The 13,676-nt window shown below is 62.3% G+C and carries 13 protein-coding genes and 2 pseudogenes; 6 read left to right on the forward strand and 9 right to left on the reverse strand.

What is annotated here, in order from left to right; translation table 11 throughout:
- Positions 1-7: 7 nt before the first annotated feature.
- Positions 8-505: a YciE/YciF ferroxidase family protein gene (locus PO860_RS21710; protein WP_097617111.1), complete on the reverse strand. Its 498-nt coding sequence runs from the start codon at positions 503-505 to the stop codon at positions 8-10.
- Positions 506-618: 113 nt separating this feature from the next.
- Between PO860_RS21710 and PO860_RS21715 the strand changes: the two are divergent.
- Positions 619-1,273, forward strand: a pseudogene (locus PO860_RS21715) (hypothetical protein).
- A gap of 8 nt (positions 1,274-1,281) precedes the next feature.
- Here PO860_RS21715 and PO860_RS21720 read toward each other — a convergent pair.
- Together PO860_RS21720 and PO860_RS21725 are read right to left on the reverse strand one after the other, a co-directional pair.
- Complete coding sequence (locus PO860_RS21720) at positions 1,282-1,725, reverse strand: GNAT family N-acetyltransferase (RefSeq protein ID WP_183605338.1); 444 nt, start codon at positions 1,723-1,725, stop codon at positions 1,282-1,284.
- A gap of 11 nt (positions 1,726-1,736) precedes the next feature.
- Positions 1,737-2,683, reverse strand: a pseudogene (locus PO860_RS21725) (aldo/keto reductase).
- 181 nt (positions 2,684-2,864) lie between these two features.
- Between PO860_RS21725 and PO860_RS21730 the strand changes: the two are divergent.
- A complete protein-coding gene (locus PO860_RS21730; RefSeq protein WP_183605340.1) occupies positions 2,865-3,851 on the forward strand; it encodes a Gfo/Idh/MocA family protein in 987 nt (328 codons plus the stop codon).
- A gap of 104 nt (positions 3,852-3,955) precedes the next feature.
- Here PO860_RS21730 and PO860_RS21735 read toward each other — a convergent pair whose 3' ends face one another.
- Positions 3,956-4,333 carry a GtrA family protein gene (locus tag PO860_RS21735; RefSeq protein ID WP_273883724.1) on the reverse strand — a complete coding sequence of 126 codons (378 nt, stop codon included), beginning with the start codon at positions 4,331-4,333 and terminating at the stop codon, positions 3,956-3,958.
- Positions 4,330-5,337 (reverse strand): glycosyltransferase, encoded by a 1,008-nt coding sequence (locus PO860_RS21740; RefSeq protein WP_183605344.1) that lies wholly within the window; start codon positions 5,335-5,337, stop codon positions 4,330-4,332. The genes PO860_RS21735 and PO860_RS21740 overlap by 4 nt, the downstream gene beginning before the upstream one ends.
- A gap of 160 nt (positions 5,338-5,497) precedes the next feature.
- Here PO860_RS21740 and PO860_RS21745 point away from each other — a divergent pair, with 160 nt between their 5' ends.
- Positions 5,498-7,345: a hypothetical protein gene (locus PO860_RS21745; protein ID WP_183605345.1), complete on the forward strand. Its 1,848-nt coding sequence runs from the start codon at positions 5,498-5,500 to the stop codon at positions 7,343-7,345.
- 38 nt (positions 7,346-7,383) lie between these two features.
- On the opposite strand, the gene PO860_RS21750 is transcribed toward PO860_RS21745, so the two are convergent.
- Positions 7,384-7,629, reverse strand: coding sequence for a hypothetical protein (locus PO860_RS21750; RefSeq protein WP_183605346.1), 246 nt, complete (start codon positions 7,627-7,629; stop codon positions 7,384-7,386).
- 307 nt (positions 7,630-7,936) lie between these two features.
- Here PO860_RS21750 and xseA point away from each other — a divergent pair, with 307 nt between their 5' ends.
- The gene (gene xseA / locus PO860_RS21755; protein ID WP_273883723.1) at positions 7,937-9,517 is read left to right on the forward strand and encodes an exodeoxyribonuclease VII large subunit; all 1,581 of its coding nucleotides are present in this window, start codon (positions 7,937-7,939) and stop codon (positions 9,515-9,517) included.
- A 2-nt stretch (positions 9,518-9,519) separates the two neighbouring features.
- Positions 9,520-10,113 carry an NAD(P)H-dependent oxidoreductase gene (locus PO860_RS21760; protein WP_273883721.1) on the forward strand — a complete coding sequence of 198 codons (594 nt, stop codon included), beginning with the start codon at positions 9,520-9,522 and terminating at the stop codon, positions 10,111-10,113.
- On the opposite strand, the gene PO860_RS21765 is transcribed toward PO860_RS21760, so the two are convergent.
- A complete protein-coding gene (locus PO860_RS21765) occupies positions 10,114-10,611 on the reverse strand; it encodes a MarR family winged helix-turn-helix transcriptional regulator (protein WP_273879342.1) in 498 nt (165 codons plus the stop codon). It lies immediately after the preceding gene.
- 81 nt (positions 10,612-10,692) lie between these two features.
- Between PO860_RS21765 and PO860_RS21770 the strand changes: the two genes are divergently transcribed.
- Complete coding sequence (locus PO860_RS21770; RefSeq protein ID WP_272782751.1) at positions 10,693-11,604, forward strand: EamA family transporter; 912 nt, start codon at positions 10,693-10,695, stop codon at positions 11,602-11,604.
- Here the strand turns inward: PO860_RS21770 and PO860_RS21775 are convergent.
- The gene (locus PO860_RS21775) at positions 11,552-12,805 is read right to left on the reverse strand and encodes an aminopeptidase (RefSeq protein ID WP_183605351.1); all 1,254 of its coding nucleotides are present in this window, start codon (positions 12,803-12,805) and stop codon (positions 11,552-11,554) included. The two genes, PO860_RS21770 and PO860_RS21775, sit on opposite strands and share 53 nt — an antisense overlap.
- Positions 12,806-12,931: 126 nt before the next feature.
- Positions 12,932-13,615 (reverse strand): glutathione S-transferase family protein, encoded by a 684-nt coding sequence (locus PO860_RS21780; RefSeq protein WP_272782752.1) that lies wholly within the window; start codon positions 13,613-13,615, stop codon positions 12,932-12,934.
- Between the last annotated feature and the right edge of the window lie 61 nt (positions 13,616-13,676).

A 13,676-nucleotide genomic window follows, 5' to 3' on the forward strand; every position in this document is an offset into this window, starting at 1 on the left:
CAATCCGTCAGGCGGCCTTAGCCTTCTGGTTTGCTGCTGTGGTGGCGAGCTGCGAAAGCGTCTTGTCGGTCGCCGTTTCTTCCTGCAGCGTCTGGTCGAGCAGGCGGACGGCATCCTTGAGGCCGAGTGTCGCGGCCCAGGTCTTCAGCGTGCCGTAACGGGCGATTTCGTAGTGCTCGACCGCCTGGGCAGCCGAGATCAGACCGGCATCGAGGGCTGACGTGCCCTTGAATTCTTCCATGATTTCCTCGCCCTCGGCCAGAATGCCCTGGATCGCCTCGCAGGTCTTGCCCTGGGCGCGTTTGCCGATCAGTTCGAAAACCTGCTGCAGGCGCTCGACCTGAGCTTCGGTTTCCTCGCGGTGCTTTTCGAAGCCCGCCTTCAGTTCGGAGGACTGGGCGGCGCGCGCCATCTTCGGCAGGGCGCGCAAAATCTGCCGTTCGGCAAAGTAGATGTCCTTGAGTGTGTCGTGGAATAGATCTTCCAACGTCTTTTCCTTGGCCATTTTCTCGATCCTTGTTCTGGGAAAGGCCGCGAATGCGGCGACACACTAAGAAGCGAGGATCGCGCTAATTGTTCCCGATCGATTTCGGGTGGACGGGAAATCTGCGCCGGGTGATGATTCCGGCCGTCGATACAGGAGGAAGATAAACTCATGCGAAAGCCGAATTCGATGAAGGGGCTGGAGGATCTTGGCCGCGTAAGGTTGTCGCAGAATTTCTTCCTCCGTGATTTCCTGCATTCCGAGATCGCCGATTTCTACCGCATCCCCAATATCCCCGAAGATCCCGATCTGGCGGTCGAGGCGGGCAGGAGACTCTGCAAGGAGTTGCTGGAGCCGCTGCAGGCGACGTTCGGGCGCCTGCATATCCGTTCCGGCTATCGTTCGCCTGGGGTGAACAGGTTCGGCAACGAGAACAATCTGAACTGCTCGACCAATGCCGCCACATCAGCGCATCACATCTGGGATATGAGGGATTTTGACGGCTGCATGGGCGCCGCGGTCTGCATTGCCGTGCCATGGATGCTCGACCATTTCAGCGATGAAAGCGACTGGCAGCGGCTCGCCTGGTGGATTCACGACCACCTGCCTTACGCCTCGCTCTGCTTCTTCCCGAAGCTCTGGGCCTTCAATATCCAGTGGCACGAACGGCCGAAGCGGGTGATCCAGAGTTATGTCAGGCCACGCGGCATCCTGACCAAACCGGGCATGGCGAACTGGGAGGGCAATCACGCCGCTTTCTATGAAGGCTTTCCCCCGCTCAGAAACTGATGCCCATCTCAGAAACTGATGCGGTAGCGGATGTGGCCGTCGCTTTCGACATAGCTGTCGTAGAGCGCCCGGGCGGTCTTGTTCTCTTCGCTCGTATGCCAATAGAGCCGCGACCAGCCTTTGGCTTTGCAGATGGCGATGAGATCATCGATCAGCGCCCGCCCGACGCCCATGCCGCGCGCATCGGCATCGACGAACAGGTCTTCGAGATAGCAGTCCCTGCTGCGGATCCACGTGCCCTCATGGGTGAGATAGAGCGCAAAACCCATCATCCTGCCATCGACTTCGGCGATGCGCATTGAAATTGCCGAGGCCGGATCGAAGACCCGGCGCCATGTGGAATCGGTGATATCGGCATCGACCGTGACCTCGTAAAAAGCGAGATAGGCCGCCCAGAGTTGGCGCCAGCGCGCTTCGTCCTCGGGGCGGGCATCGCGGATCGTCACTGTCATGGGTGTTCCTTTCAGGCGCCGGCTTCGTCGAGCAGCGCCATCGCCTCATCGGAAAGCGCCAGTGTCGCCGATTTCACCAGGCTTTCAAGCTGCGAAAGGCTGGTGGCGCTGGCGATCGGCGCCGTCACGCCCTTCTTGCGCAAGAGCCAGGCGAGCGAGATTTCCGCAGGGCTGGCGCCGGTTTCGGCCGAGACCTTGTCGAGCACGGCAAGGATACGCAGGCCCTTGTCGTCGAGATATTGCGAGACGCGGCCTTCGCGGGCGCGGCCTTCAGTATCGGCCTTGCTGCGGTATTTGCCGGTGAGGAAGCCGGCGGCGAGGCTGAAATAGGTGATGACGCCGATATCCTGGGTAACGCAGAGCTCGGCGAGAGGCCCTTCGAAGCTTGCGCGCTCATAGAGATTATATTCCGGCTGCAGCACATCGTAACGCGGCAGCCCGGCTTTTTCGGCGGCGTCGAATGAGGCCTGGAGGAGGTCAGCATCATAGTTCGAGCAGCCGATGGCGCGGATCTTGCCCTGCTGCTTCAGCTTGGCATAGGCACCAAGCGTTTCCTCGTGCGGCGTATCGGCATCCGGCCAGTGCGAGAGATAGAGGTCGATATAATCCGTCTGCAGCCGACGCAGCGAATCCTCGACCGCCTTCAGGATATAGCTCGCCTTCAGCGTCTTTCCCTGTCCCATGTCCGAGCCGACCTTGGTGACGATGACGGCCTTGTCGCGGGAAATCTTGGCCTGTTTCAGCCAGCGCCTATGATCTCCTCGGAATCGCCGCCCTTGTTGCCGGGAACCCATGCCGAATAGACATCCGCCGTATCGATCGTGTTCAGGCCGGCATCGAAGAAGGCGTCGAGAATGGCGAAGGATGTTTTCTCGTCGGCCGTCCAGCCGAAGACATTGCCGCCGATGACGATCGGCGCGACCGAAAGACCTGTTTTTCCAAGCCGGCGCATTTCCATGACGCTCTCCAAAATCGTAAATTGATTGAAATCGCGGATACGGCAGAACGCCGCCCTCACGCAAACTTAGCGCGATCGACGCGTGAGGGAAACCAAACTTCCGTGATTTCGGGTCGCGCCATTGCGCCGCAGCGGCGGCCTGAATATGGTTCGCGGACATCAGTTTGGGGAGGCTTGGATCATGCTGCGTTTCGGTATCATTTCAACGGCGAAGATCGGCCGCGACAATGTCGTTCCCGCGATCCAGGATGCGGAAAATTGCGTTGTCACGGCGATTGCCAGCCGTGATCTCACCCGCGCAAGGGAGATGGCCGACCGTTTCTCGGTGCCGCATGCCTTCGGTTCCTACGAGGAGATGCTGGCCTCCGACGTCATCGACGCCGTCTATATCCCGCTGCCGACCGCCCAGCATATCGAGTGGTCGATCAAGGCAGCCGATGCCGGCAAGCACGTGCTCTGCGAAAAACCGCTCGCCTTGAAATCCGGCGATATCGACGAGGTGATTGCCGCCCGCGACCGTAACCGCGTGGTGGTCACCGAAGCCTATATGATCACCTATTCCCCGGTTTGGCAGAAGGTGCGTGCACTGATCGACGAGGGGGCGATCGGTTCGCTCCGGCATGTGCAGGGCGCCTTCACCTATTTCAACCGCGACGCCACCAACATGCGCAACATTCCCGAGCTCGGCGGCGGCGGCCTTCCCGATATCGGGGTTTACCCCGTCATGAGCACCCGTTTTTCCACCGGCAAGGAGCCGCTCTGGATCCAGGCGACCACCGAGCGCGATCCGGATTTCGGCACGGATATCTATTCGAGCGTCAAGGCCGATTTCGGCGATTTCGAGCTGAGCTTCTATATCTCGACGCAGATGGCCAATCGCCAGGTCATGGTGTTCCACGGCAGCGACGGCTATATCGAGGTCAAGTCGCCGTTCAACGCCAATCGCTGGGGGCCGGAGGAGATCGAGCTTGCCGATCGCAGCCACAATGAATCGCGCATCTTCCGCTTCCAGGACAGCCGCCAGTACAGGCGTGAGGTCGAGGCCTTCGCCCGGGCGGTGAAGGACGGCAAGGAAGAGATCGTCACGCTCGAAAATTCGAAGCTGAACCAGAAGGTGATCGACGCGATCTACCGGGCCAGCGAGAAGGACGGCTGGGAGGCAGTCTAGCGCATAACCCTGAAAATCGGGATCGATCTTCGGAAAGGATTGTGCGCCAATTTAAAGTGTTAGAGCGTCTTTCGCGCGTCCTTATGGACGCGCGGCGCTCTAAATCACTCGGCGCGGAAGACGAAGCGCGAATAGCCGAAGAAGCTGAAGACCATCGAGGCGACGCTGGCGATCACCATGGCCGCAAGCGGCTGAAGGGACGGCAGCGATAGCAGCAGCGCGGAATAGAGCCCGTAATTGACCAGCGCCGCCGTCACCCCGACCGAGCCGTAGCGGAAGCCTTCGGCGGCCAGCGAACGGCCGGAGCGATCGAAGGTGAAGCTCCGGTTGAAAGCCCAGGTCGCCGCCATCGCGAAGGCGATAGCGATGAGCCGCGCCAGAAATGGCCCGAGCGGTGTCAGGTCGAGCAGCGCCGACAGGATGCCGGCATCGACGAGGAAGCCGATGCCGCCGGCGATCGCGAAGCGGATGAGCTTTCTCATGCCGCATCCACCTTGCCGCGGCCGGCGCGCGACATCGGCCCTGTGTCGCTCAGCGGCGCCTTCATCGCGCTCGGCGTCTCCAGGCTCATATAATGGATACGAAGCTGTTCGGCGCGGGCGCGTGCGACGGAATCCAGGATGACGCCGGCGGTGAACAGCATGAAGGAGATCATCATCAGCGCCATCGACAGCACCCAGGTCGGCATGCGGCTGACCAGGCCCGTCTCGAAATATTCCGCCAGCACCGGCGCCATGAAGCCGAGGCTCGCCAGCATGAAGGCGGCGCTGATCGCGCTGAAGAAGGCGAAGGGCCGCGTCTCCTTCATCAGCATCGCGAACATCCAGAGGATCCTGGCGCCGTCACGGAACGTCGACAGTTTGGAATGCGAGCCCTCCGGCCGGCGGCCATAGTCGAGCTCCAGCTCGCCGACCGGCAGCTTCAGCCGGGAGGCGTGCACGGACATTTCGGTTTCGATCTCGAAGCCGCCCGATACCGCCGGAAAGCTTTTGACGAAGCGGCGCGAAAAAGCACGGTAACCGGAAAAAATATCGGTGAACTCAGGGCCGAAGATCATCCGATAGAGCAGGTTGAATAGCCGGTTGCCGAGCGCATGGCCCTGACGTCCGGCATCGTCATGAACGCCGCGCCTTGTGCCCACAACCATGTCGGCGCGTTCCAGCAGAAGCGTGCGCACCAGTTCCTCGGCATCGTCAGGCGCGTAGGTTCCGTCGCCATCGGCGACGATGTAGATGTCGGCCTCGATATCGGCGAACATGCGGCGCACCACATGGCCTTTGCCTTGGCGCCGCTCGCGCACCACATGCGCGCCGGCCAGCATCGCCTGCAGCGTGGTTCCGTCGGTGGAATTATTGTCATAGACGTGGATTGCAGCGTCCGGCAGCACCGCCCGGAAGCCCCGCACGACAGCGCCGATCGTCGCCGCCTCGTTATAGCAGGGAAGCAGAACGGCAATGTCCGGATGATGGGTACGCGATCGGGCCATGACTCCACTCGTTACTCTTAAAGCCGCGCCCAGCCTAAATGACCCGACTTAACAAGACCCCTATGGCGCCGGCGAAATCGGCGGCCGCGCAGATAGCTTTACACTTTCTTGATCGGCGGCGGCTAAGCTTCGGCCGTCCGGAAACGAACCGCTAACCACGATGAACGCCTTGCAGCCGATCGCTCATTCATCATCCGTGACCGCCGCACCCGGCGGCGGAATACGCGGCCTGCTGACATCTCTCCGGCCAACCGTCATCGCCTACAGCGTCGTTGTTGCTGCCGTCATCCTGGTGATCAATCTCACCGAGGCTGTTGATTACGTCGGTCCCGACAATGACGACGGAATGCGCCTCGTCGAGGTTCGCGATTTTCTCGCCGGGCAGGGCTGGTTCGATCTGATGCAATACCGCCTCGGCCTCGACGGCGGCACGCTGATGCACTGGTCCCGGCTGATCGATTTGCCGATCGCGTCGCTGATCTGGTTCTTCGGCCTGTTTGCGCCCCGCGAGACGGCCGAGGCGCTGGCGCTTGGCCTCTGGCCGATATCGCTCATCCTGCCAACCATGCTCGCCATGGCCGTTGCCGGCCGGCGCATCGGCGGCGTTGCCGGCATGCACATCAGCCTCGGCATGACCGGCCTAGCCATCTACACCGGCAGCCGTTTCGCTCCCGGCGCCATCGATCATCACAATGCGCAGCTGGCGCTGGTCGCGACGATGGTAGCGATGCTGCTCGATCCCAAGCGGCGCGGCTGGAACTATGCGGTCGCCGGCATCGCGGCGGCTGTCGCCATTGCCATCGGCGCCGAGACGACGCCATTTGTCGCTTCCGTCTGCCTGACCGTCGCCCTGCTCTGGGCATGGGAGGGCGAAAATTACGCCGCTGCCGCAAAGGCCTTCGGGCTGGGGCTGGCGATTGCGATCAGCATTCTCTTTTTCGCAACGGTGCCGCCCCGGCTCTATTCGACCGTCACCTCGGACAATCTCTCGCTCGGTTATTACAGCCTGGCGGCAATCGGCGGCGGGTTGCTGCTGTTTTCGGCGGTCTTTGCGAGCGGCCTGCACCGACCGTTTCGCTTTGCGGCGCTCGCCGTCGTCGGCGCCGGCGTTCTCGGTTCGGCGATGGTGATCGCGCCGCAATGCCTGAGCAATCCGCTGGCCGATCTCGATCCGATGCTGGTCGAACTCTGGTTGAGAAACGTCCCCGAAGCGAAGTCAATCTTCGCTCTCGGCCGCACCGACCCCTTCTCGATCGGCGCCTTCCATGCCGCCGGCCTCTTCGGCATCGCCGTCTGCATCTTCCGCATCATCAAGCGCGACCGCATGCAGATCCATCTGGTTCTGCTCTTCCTGCTGGCGACCAGCTGGGCAATCGCGTTGATCCAGGTGCGTGGCGCGGCTTTCTCGAACCTGCTCTCCATCCTGCCGCTTGCCTTGCTGATCATCGACGTCAGGCGCATCTCCAACGGCGACAGCGAAAATGTCGCGGCAGCCTTCGTCTATATCGTGACCGTGCTCGCAAGTGTTCCGGCCGCCTGGGCCGCCGCTGGCGGTTTTGTCTCGCTGCAGATGGAGAATGCCGCGCAGACGAAAACGGCCGAGCCGGCAAAAGAGATGTCCTGCACATCGAAGGAGGCACTGGCGCCGCTCGCCGGGCTTCCGGCGGGGCTGGTCTCCGCGCCGTCGGAAATGGGCGTGCCGATCCTCCGCTTCACGGAAAATCGGGTTCTCTCGGCGCCCTATCACCGCAACCAGGGCGGCATGCTGACGGAGCTGCATATCGGGCTGGCCGAGCCACGGGAGGCGGAAGCCTTCCTGAAGGGGGCTGGGGTGACGATGCTTGGGTTCTGCGCCGGTGACCTGCAGACGCGTGAGATCGCCAAGCTGAAGCCGGATGGCCTCTATGCCGAGCTTGGTAAGGGCAATATCCCGCCCTATCTGCAACCGCTTCCGAAGACCGCGGGCACGGGCGTTCAGTTCTTTCGCTATCGGCCGGCGGCGAATTGACGCCGTCGGCTGTTGGGCAATCTTTGGTGAGAAGCGCTTTAGTGAGAAACGCGCGTCGCGCGACGAAGACGCGTATTGGCATAGAGCCCGAGAACGAAGAGCATGAGGCCGGCATTATAGCCGAGGACGGCATAGGCGAATGCCAGGATCGACACCGGTCCGGGCGAGGTGATCGCCGCCACCGCGAATGTCATTCCGATCAGCGCGGCGATCAACGCGATCGCGGCGGCCGAGCGCGTTTGTCCGGCGCTGATGCCCAATGCTGCTGCTGTGAGAATAATCATTTTCAGCACCCTTCCCGAAGAACGAGGGGAAGCATAGGAAGCGCCAGCTAACAAAGATTTACCGGCCATCTCGGCAGAAAAGCCTTTGTATTGCGGTGGTTAGCAATCCCTTTCAGGTAAAACGCGAATTGTAACTATCTGTTCCGCAACCAAACGAATTTCAGTGAATTCGCTGTCGGCCGCCAAGCCGACCGAGCTAAATGGCGCGACGACGGCGTCGGCCCGTTGCTGATTTCAATAGCCGGGAAAACGGCCTCTGCATCGATGCCGACCTTCCCGTTTGCTGCCGATGCGCTAGAAAGAAGGAATGAGCAACGTCTTCGACAGCGATTCGCCGACCAACCTTACCGAATATTCGGTTTCGGAGCTTTCCGGCTCGATCAAGCGCACCGTCGAAACTGCCTTCGACCAGGTTCGCGTGCGCGGCGAAATATCAGGTTATCGTGGGCCGCACTCCTCGGGCCATGCCTATTTCGCGCTGAAGGATGATCGCGCCCGCATCGACGCCGTCATCTGGAAGGGCACTTTCTCGCGGCTGAAGTTCCGCCCCGAGGAAGGCATGGAAGTCATTGCTATCGGCAAGGTCACCACCTTTCCCGGCTCTTCCAAATATCAGATCGTCATCGAGACGCTGGAGCCGGCCGGCGCCGGCGCGCTGATGGCGCTGATCGAGGAGCGCAAGCGCAAGCTTTCCGCCGAGGGCCTGTTCGATGCCGCCCGCAAGAAGCGGCTGCCCTTCATGCCCCGCGTGATCGGCGTCGTCACCTCGCCGACCGGCGCCGTGATCCGCGATATCCTTCACCGCATCTCCGATCGTTTTCCCGTGCATGTGCTCGTCTGGCCGGTGAAGGTGCAGGGCGAGGGGTCCGGCGAGGAAGTGGCGAACGCCATTCGCGGCTTCAATGCGCTGGAGCCGGGCGGTGCCATCCCGCGCCCGGATGTGCTGATTGTCGCGCGCGGCGGCGGCAGCCTGGAAGATCTCTGGAGTTTCAACGACGAGATCGTCGTGCGCGCCGCCGCTGAAAGCCGGATACCGCTGATCTCGGCTGTCGGACACGAAACCGATTGGACGCTGATTGATTATGCCGCCGATGTCCGCGCCCCGACGCCGACGGGGGCTGCGGAAATGGCGGTACCGGTCAAGGCGGAGCTCGAGGCGCAGGCCGCCGCTCTTGCCGCGCGCCTGCAGGGCTGCATGAACCGCCAGATGGATCAGCGCCGCCAGTCGGTCCGTGCTTTGATGCGGGCCTTGCCGTCGCTCGATCAGCTTCTCGCCTTGCCGCGCCGCCGCTTCGACGAGGCGGCGGCCGGCCTTGGGCGTGGGCTGGAACTCAATACGATCAACAAGCGACGTGGTTTCGAGCGTGTCGCCTCGCATCTTCGCCCTGATGTGCTCTCCAATCGCATCGTCGAGCGGCGCCAGCTTCTGAACGAGCGGATGGCGCGGGCCGAACGCACCATCGAGCGCCTGCTTGACCGTTCGAAGTCTCGCATCGACCGCGCCGAGGCAGTCCTCACCTCGCTGCCCGGCCGGCTGAAGATCCAGACCGATCGCGGCCGCGAGCGGCTCGGCAATCTTTCGCGCCATGCCGATACGGCGATCCGCCATCAGGTGACTCGTGCTCGTGCCGAGCTTTCCGCGCAAGACCGTGTTCTCCAGTCGCTCTCCTATAAAAATGTGCTGAAGCGCGGCTACGCCGTCATCCGCGACGAGGACAATAGACCGGTCTCGCAGGCTTCAGCACTCTCCGCCGGCATGGGGATCGCCATCGAGTTTGCCGACGGCCGCGTTGGCGCCCTGACGACCGAAGGCGGTTCGGTGCCTGCCAGCGCCAGAAAGCGCAGTACGCAAACCGCAGAGCCGCCGAAGCAGGGAAGCCTGTTCTGACGATGCGAATCCTGCTGGTGCTGGCCCATCCGCTGCCGGAAAGCTTTGCCGCCTCGGTGGCGCGCACCGCTCGCGAAGCGCTGGAAGCCTCCGGTAATGTCGTCGATCTCATCGATCTCTACGCTGAGGATTTCGATCCGCGCCTCTCCGAGGCCGAGCGCCGTGGTTACTTCGACACGCCCTACGACACCTCGGCCGTTGCCGATATCGTTGCCCGGCTGAAGGCGGCCGAAGGTCTCGTTCTCGTCTTTCCGCAATGGTGGTTCAATTTCCCGGCCGTGCTGAAGGGCTTCTTCGATCGCATCTTTGCACCGGGCGTGGCCTTTACCCATGATGCCGCCGGCGGCCGCATCGTGCCTCAGCTCACCAATATCCGGCTGCTCTACGCGCTGACGACGACGGGCTCGCCCTGGTGGCTGGTGCAGCTCTATATGGGCAATCCCGTCCGTCGCCTGCTGAAGCGCGGCATTGCCGCTTTCTGCTCGAAGAAGCTCGTCTTCCGCATGCTGAGCCTGCACGACATGGACCGCGCGACGGAAGCCAGGCGCAAGGCGCATCTCGAGCGCGTCCGCAAGGCGCTTGCCATCGTCGCCTGACTATTCGAAATCCGACAAGAATTTCTTGAGCAGCCGGTCGAACTCGGCCTTGTCTTCGACTGTCAGATTGCGCGTCAGCCGCTGCTGGTTGGCGACATGGGCGCCGACCGCCTCTTCGACGGTCGCAAATCCCTTATCCGTCAGCGCGATCAGCACGCTGCGCCTGTCTTGCGGATTGACGACGCGCTCGACGAAACCCGCCTTCTCCAGCTGATCGATCCGGTTCGTCATGGTGCCGGAGCTGACCATGGTCATCTCCAGGAGCTCGCCCGGCGAAAGCCGGTAAGGCGTGCCGGCGCGGCGAAGGGTGGCCAGCACGTCGAAGGCGGAGGTGGACAGCCCGTGCTTCAGCAGCACGGCTTCGACTTCGCGGCCGAGATGGGTGCCGAGGCGCTTCAGGCGCCCGAGGATGCCCATCGGTTCGACGTCGAGGTCCGGCCGTTCGCGCCGCCATTGCGCCAGGATCCTGTCGACGTGATCTTGCTTCTCTACACCCATGCCACATCGATAGCAGTAGATATCTTGACGTCAAGATAAAATGCGCTATGCTGAATTTATCTTGACATAGAGATTCTTGATATGAAGACAAATTCGCGCTATTTCGCTGATGTGCTGACAACCGCCGTCGCGCCCGCCATCTGGGGCAGCACCTATTTCGTCACGACATCCTTCCTGCCGCAGGGCTACCCGCTCACGGTCGCCTTGTTGCGTGCTCTGCCGGCCGGCCTGCTCCTCTTGCTGCTTGTTCGGAAGCTGCCGACGGGCGTCTGGTGGGGCCGCGCCTTCATTCTCGGTGCGCTGAACTTCTCGTTCTTCTGGGCGATGCTCTTCGTTTCGGCCTATCGCCTGCCGGGCGGTGTGGCGGCCACGGTCGGCGCCGTGCAGCCGCTGATCGTCATTGCGCTCGCGCGCCTCTTCCTCGGCAAACCGATCCGCTTTCTCGCCGTCATTGCCGGCCTGATCGGCATGTCAGGCGTGGCGCTGCTGGTATTGTCGCCGAATGCGGCGCTCGATCCTGTCGGCGTCGCCGCCGGTCTTGCCGGCGCCGTCTCGATGGCCTTCGGCACGGTGCTGACCCGCCATTGGCAACCACCGGTCTCCAGCCTGACCTTTACCTCATGGCAATTGACTGCGGGCGGCATCCTGCTTGTCCCCGTCGCCTTGCTGCTGGAGCCGGCACTTCCCGTGCCGACCGCAGCCAATATCCTCGGCATCGCCTGGCTCGGCCTCATCGGCGCGGCCTTCACCTATCTGCTGTGGTTTCGCGGCTTATCCCGCATCGAGCCCTCGGCCGCGGCCTCGCTCGGCTTCCTCAGCCCCGTCGTTGCGACCCTGCTCGGCTGGCTGGCGCTCGGCCAGAGCCTGACGCCGGCACAGATTGCCGGCTTTGCCATGGTTCTTGCCAGCGTCTGGCTCAGTCAGCGTGTGATGATGCCGCTCAGGCCCATTCGCCCTGCCGCATCACCGGAACCCGCGAACCATCCGGCTTGATACCGTCGATATCGACCTTGTTGGAGCCGATCATCCAGTCGATATGGATCAGGCTGGAATTGCCGCCCTGCGCCTTGATCTGCTCCTGGCTCAGCGTCGCGCCGTCAAGGAAGCACTTGGAATAGCACTGGCCGAGCGCGATGTGGCACGAGGCGTTTTCGTCGAACAGCGTGTTGTAGAACAGGATGCCGCTCGCCGAAATCGGCGAGGAATGCGGCACTAGCGCCACTTCGCCCAGCCGGCGCGCGCCCTCATCGGTATCGAGCACCTTGTTCAACACCTCTTCGCCGCGCGACGCCTTCGCCTCGACGATGCGCCCACCCTCGAAGCGCACCTGGATATTGTCGATCAGCGTGCCCTGGTGCGAAAGCGGCTTGGTGCTCGACACATGGCCTTCGACGCGCAGCGCATGCGGCGTGGTGAAGACTTCCTCGGTCGGGATGTTCGGATTGCAGGTAATGCCGTTCTTGGCGGTGGAAGCGCCGCCGTGCCATTCATGCCCGTCGGCAAGGCCGACCGTTAGATCGGTGCCGGGTCCCTTGAAATGCAGCGAGGCGAAACGCTCGCCGTTCAGCCAGGCGGAGCGCTTGGCAAGATTGGCATTGTGTTCGGCCCAGGCGGCGACGGGATCGTCCAGATCGACGCGCGAGGCGGCAAAGATCGCCTTGGCGAGCTTGGCAATGGCGATCGGTTCCGGATCGTCGGGGAAGACCACCTTGGCCCAGGATGGGTTGGGATAGGAGACGATGTTCCAGTTGATGTCGAAATTCGAGATTTTTTCCAGCGCCGGCTTGTAGGCGGTGGAGTTGGCGCGGTTGGCGCGGCCGACCTTGCCGGCATCCTGCTCGGCAAGCAGCAGCGGATTGTCGCCGGCGACCGCAAGACGCGCCGCGCCGTTGGCATAGGCCTTGGCCATGCCCTCGTAGAGCCAGCCGGAGGCGCGGTCGAAACTTTCGTCGCTGCCATATTGATAGCGCGCCAGCGTCGTTTCCTCGTCGGAATAGAAGGTCGTCACCAGCCCGGCGCCGGCCTGGTAGGCATGTTTGGTGATCAGGCGCACCAGCGGCAGCGCCACGACAGGCGACGTAATCACAAGATCCTGACCCTTCTGCAGCTGCAGCCCGACCTTGACGGCGACTTCCGCAAGCTTTTCCAGCTTGACGGGATCAACGGTGTTCTGGCTCTGGGGCATGAAAGTCATGGTTCAACCTGCCTTCTGTCATCAACGGTTAGGGCTGGAAGACTTAGACCCGTTTGCGGCGAAAATGAAGCGCATCACCGCCGAATTGCCAGCGGCCGGATGGATGTCCAGCCGCTGGCGCGCGCTTCAGGCGGCCGCCGGCAGCCTGAGCAGGATCGAGTTATGTTTTTCGAGGAATTCGATCAGCCGCTGCGGGTAGTCTTCGCCAACCGCAGCCTTGACGCTTGCCCGTTCGGACAGCGCCTTGCGCCAGCGCTTCACCCGCTCCAGCCCCTCGAAGATGCCGCTGTCGCCGAGTGTGTCGAAGAGATCGAAATAACGAAAAACCGGCGCGAAGACGGCGTCGACCAGGCTGAAACCGTTGCCGCCGAAATAGAGCCCGTCCGTCAGCACCTTCTCGATCGTGGCGAATTTGGCAATGAGCGCCTTGCGTTTGGTCTCCAGCTGCGCAGCATCTTGCGCCGTCTCGTAGCCCCAGAGATCGGAAAGTACGGACGAGCCGAATTCCATCCAGCCGCGATGGCGGGCACGCGTCAGCGCGTCTGCAGGATGCAGTGCGACACCAATCTGCGTTTCCTCTAGATATTCGCAGATGACGCTGCTTTCGAACAGCACGGCCTCGCTGCCATCCTCCTCCTCGATCCCGAGCAGCGGCACCTTGCCGAGCGGCGAGATCTTCAGGAACCAGTCCGGCTTGTCGGCAAGATCGATGTTGACGCGCTCGAAGGCCACGCCCTTTTCGTGCAGCGCGATCGCGGCGCGCTGCACATAGGGGCAGAGGTGATGGCTGACGAGGGTAAGCTTGCTCATAGCAGTCTCCTTGGCGATGGTAGATGCAAATGCATATAATATCGCTTGCGGCGCCATTCAA

The sequence above is a fragment of the Rhizobium binxianense genome (genome assembly GCF_028994275.1).
Lineage (GTDB): Bacteria > Pseudomonadota > Alphaproteobacteria > Rhizobiales > Rhizobiaceae > Rhizobium > Rhizobium binxianense.